1 protein-coding gene is annotated in these 3,838 nt (G+C 72.1%); it reads left to right on the top strand.

From position 1 onward, the window contains the following. Positions 1–100 precede the first annotated feature (100 nt). Positions 101–3,838: type I polyketide synthase (locus ACSC1Q_RS42850; RefSeq protein WP_436764489.1), on the top strand; the 3,738-nt coding region annotated here is incomplete at its 3' end.

The following is a 3,838-nucleotide window of genomic DNA, read 5'->3' as shown; positions in this document are numbered from 1 at the left end:
GGCTTCGGGTGAGGCGCAGGTCGCGGTACGCGCCGGTGCGGTGTGGATACCGCGTCTGGTGCGTGCGGTGGTGGCGCCGGCCGAGGAGGATCGTGTACCGGTGTTCGGGCCGGAGGGCACGGTGCTGGTCACCGGCGGTTTGAGTGGTCTGGGCGCGTTGGCGGCCAGGCATCTGGTGACTGCCTATGGTGTGCGGCGGCTGCTGCTGGCCAGCCGTCGTGGCGTACGGACGCCGGGGGCGGCCGAGCTGGTGGCGGAGCTGGCCGAGCTGGGGGCCACGGTCGAGGTCGCGGCCTGCGACGTCGGTGATCGGGACGCGCTGGCGCAGCTGATCGCGGGTATCCCGGCGGAGTATCCGCTCAGGGGTGTGGTGCACGCGGCCGGGGTCCTGGACGACGGTGTGATCACTGCGCTCACCCCCGAGCGGCTGGATGGGGTCATGCGGCCCAAGGCGGATGCGGCCTGGCATCTGCACGAGCTGACCCGGGATCTGGATCTGTCGGCGTTCGTGCTGTTCTCCTCGGTGGCGGGAACGCTGGGTGGTCCCGGGCAGGGCAACTACGCCGCCGCCAACGCCTTCCTCGACGCCCTGGCCGAGCACCGCAGGTCACAGGGCCTGGCGGGCACCTCGCTGGCCTGGGGCCTGTGGGCGATCGGCGGGATGGCGGAGGAGCTGACCGAGGCCGACGTACGCCGCATGGAGCGCGTGGGCCTGAAGCCGCTGTCGGCAGCCGACGGGCTGGCGCTGTTCGACGCCGCTCTGCGCCACGACCGGCCGACGCTGGTCGCCGCCCGGTTCGCCCAGGGCAGGAACCCGGCCCGGACGACGCTGCCACGAGCGGGAACCTTCAACGGCCTCGCGGGACGGCTGGCCGCGATGGAGCCCGCGGAACGCCGGTCGGTCCTGTCCGACCTGGTGTGCCAGGAAGTGGCGACGGTGCTCGGGCACGCCTCGAAGGAGGCCGTCCAGCCGGATCGCGCCTTCCAGGACCTCGGCTTCGACTCCCTCACCGCGGTCGAGTTCAGGAACAGGCTCAGCGCCGTCACCGGACTCCGGCTGCCGGCCACGCTGATCTTCGACTACCCGACCGCCGAAGCGGTGGCGGACTACGTGGGGGCGGAACTGACCGGCGCCGCGTCCGCGATCGCGTCGGTCACGACGACCAGGACGCCGAACGACGACGAGCCGATCGCGATCGTGGGCATGGCCTGCCGCTACCCCGGCGGCGTGCTGTCGCCCGAGGGGCTGTGGGACCTCGTGGCCGACGGTACGGACGCCATCTCCGAGTTCCCCGCCGACCGTGGCTGGGACATGGAGAGGATCTACAACCCGGACCCGGAGAGCGAGGGCACCTCCTACGTGAAGCACGGCGGCTTCCTGTACGACGCCGCCGAGTTCGACCCCGGCTTCTTCGGGATCAGCCCGCGCGAGGCGCTCACGATGGACCCGCAGCAGCGGCTGCTGCTGGAGGCGTCGTGGGAGGCGCTGGAGCGGGCCGGTGTCAGTCCCGTCGAGCTGCGCGGCAGCCGGACGGGCGTGTTCGCCGGCCTGATGTACCACGACTACGGCCTCGGTGCTCCCGCCTCGACCAGCGGCGGAAGCCTGGTGTCCGGCCGGATCTCCTACACCTTCGGGTTCGAGGGGCCCGCGATGACCGTGGACACGGCGTGCTCGTCGTCGCTGGTCGCGCTGCACCTCGCGGCGCAGGCACTGCGCTCGGGCGAGTGCGACCTGGCCCTCGCGGGCGGTGTCACGGTCATGTCGACGCCCGGGACCTTCATCGAGTTCTCCCGCCAGCGTGGCCTGGCCCCCGACGGCAGGTGCAAGTCCTTCGGCGAGGCGGCGAACGGCACCGCCTGGGGCGAGGGCGTCGGCGTGCTGCTCGTCGAGCGGCTGTCGGACGCGCGGCGCAACGGCCACCAGGTCCTCGCGATCGTACGGGGCAGCGCGGTCAACCAGGACGGTGCGAGCAACGGCCTGACGGCCCCGAACGGTCCGTCACAGCAGCGGGTGATCCGCCAGGCGCTGGCCAGCGCGAACCTGTCGCCCGCGGATGTGGACGCGGTCGAGGCGCACGGCACCGGGACCGTTCTGGGAGACCCGATCGAGGCGCAGGCGCTGATCGCCACCTACGGCCAGGACCGGCCCGCGGACCGGCCGCTGTGGCTGGGCTCGCTGAAGTCCAACATCGGCCACACCCAGGCCGCCGCGGGCGTCGGCGGTGTGATCAAGATGGTGATGGCGATGCGGCACGGGACGCTGCCGCGAACCCTGCACGCCGAGGAGCCGTCGGGACACATCGACTGGTCGGCGGGCGCGGTGGAGCTGCTGACCGAGGCCCGTCCCTGGGACATCGAGGACCGCCCGCGCCGCGCGGCGATCTCCTCCTTCGGGATCAGCGGCACGAACGCGCACGTGATCATCGAGCAGGGCCCGGCGGAGCCCGAGGCCAAGGCTGACGCCGTCGAGCTTCCGGTGACGCCGTGGCTGGTCTCGGCCAAGACCCCCCAGGCACTGCGGGGACAGGCTTCCCGGCTCGCGTCCTGGGTGGAGGAGCGGCCTGAGCTGAACCCGGCCGACGCGGCCTGGACGCTGGCGACGGGCCGGGCACTGCTGGAGCAGCGCGCGGTGGTGATCGGCGCCGACCGGGCCGAGCTGGTGACGGGCCTGCGCGCCTTGGCTGACGGTACGACGGCGCCTGGCGCTGCGGCCGGTGGCGGTCGGCTGGCGATGCTGTTCGCCGGTCAGGGCAGCCAGCGGGTGGGCATGGGGGCGTCCCTCGCAGCGGCGTTCCCGGTGTTCGCCGAGGCGCTGGAGGAGATCTGCGCGTTGCTGCCGGGTTCGGTGCGTGAGGCGATGTTCTCCGGTCCGGAGGAGGCACTGGCCGAGACGGGAATGACCCAACCGGCCCTGTTCGCCTTCGAGGTCGCTCTCTATCGCCTGCTGGCTTCGCTGGGGGTGACTCCGGATGTGCTGGTGGGTCATTCGGTGGGGGAGATCGCGGCCGCTCATGTGGCCGGGGTGCTCTCGTTGCCTGACGCGTGTGCTCTGGTCACGGCGCGGGCGCGGTTGATGCAGGGGCTTCCGGAGGGTGGGGCGATGCTGGCCATCGCCGCCCCGGAAGCGGACATCCTTCCCCTGCTGGAAGGCCGCCAGGACGTGAGCGTCGCGGCAGTCAACGGCCCGACCTCGGTGGTGATCTCCGGTAGCGAGGTCGCGGTGGAGGAGATCGCGGGCTTGGTGAGCGCGCGGACGCGCAGGTTGCGGGTCTCGCACGCGTTCCACTCGCCGTTGATGGAGCCGATGCTGGCGGAGTTCGAGCAGGTCGTCTCGGGGTTGACCTTCGCCGAGCCGGCCATCCCGGTCGTCTCCAATGTGACGGGCCTGCTTGCGGAGCCGGGGTTGTTGACCGACCCGGCGTACTGGGTGCGGCATGTGCGGGAGGCGGTGCGGTTCGCCGATGGTGTGGCCGCCTGCCAGGCGAACGTGTTCGTCGAGATCGGGCCGGACACCACGCTGACCGCGCTGGCTCAGCAGAGTGTCGAGGGCGGTGTGTTCGTCTCGACCGCCCGTAAGGACAGGGATGAGGCTCGGACGCTGGTCAGGGCTCTGGGGCAGTTGCAGGTTCGTGGGGTCGCGGTTGATTGGGAGGCGTTCTTCGCTCCGGCTCGGCCGGCGCGGGTGGATCTGCCGACGTATGCCTTCCAGCGGGAGCGGTTCTGGGTGGCGGCGCAGGCCGAGGCCGGGGACATGGACGCGGCCGGGCTGGAGGGGGTCGATCACCCGCTGCTGAGCGCGGTGACGGAGGTCGCCGGGGGTGAGTCGGTGGTCTTCAGC

Origin of the sequence: Streptosporangium heterodermiicola (genome assembly GCF_051390675.1) — a bacterium.
Lineage (GTDB): Bacteria > Actinomycetota > Actinomycetes > Streptosporangiales > Streptosporangiaceae > Streptosporangium.
This window is presented reverse-complemented; position numbering and strand designations above follow the sequence as displayed.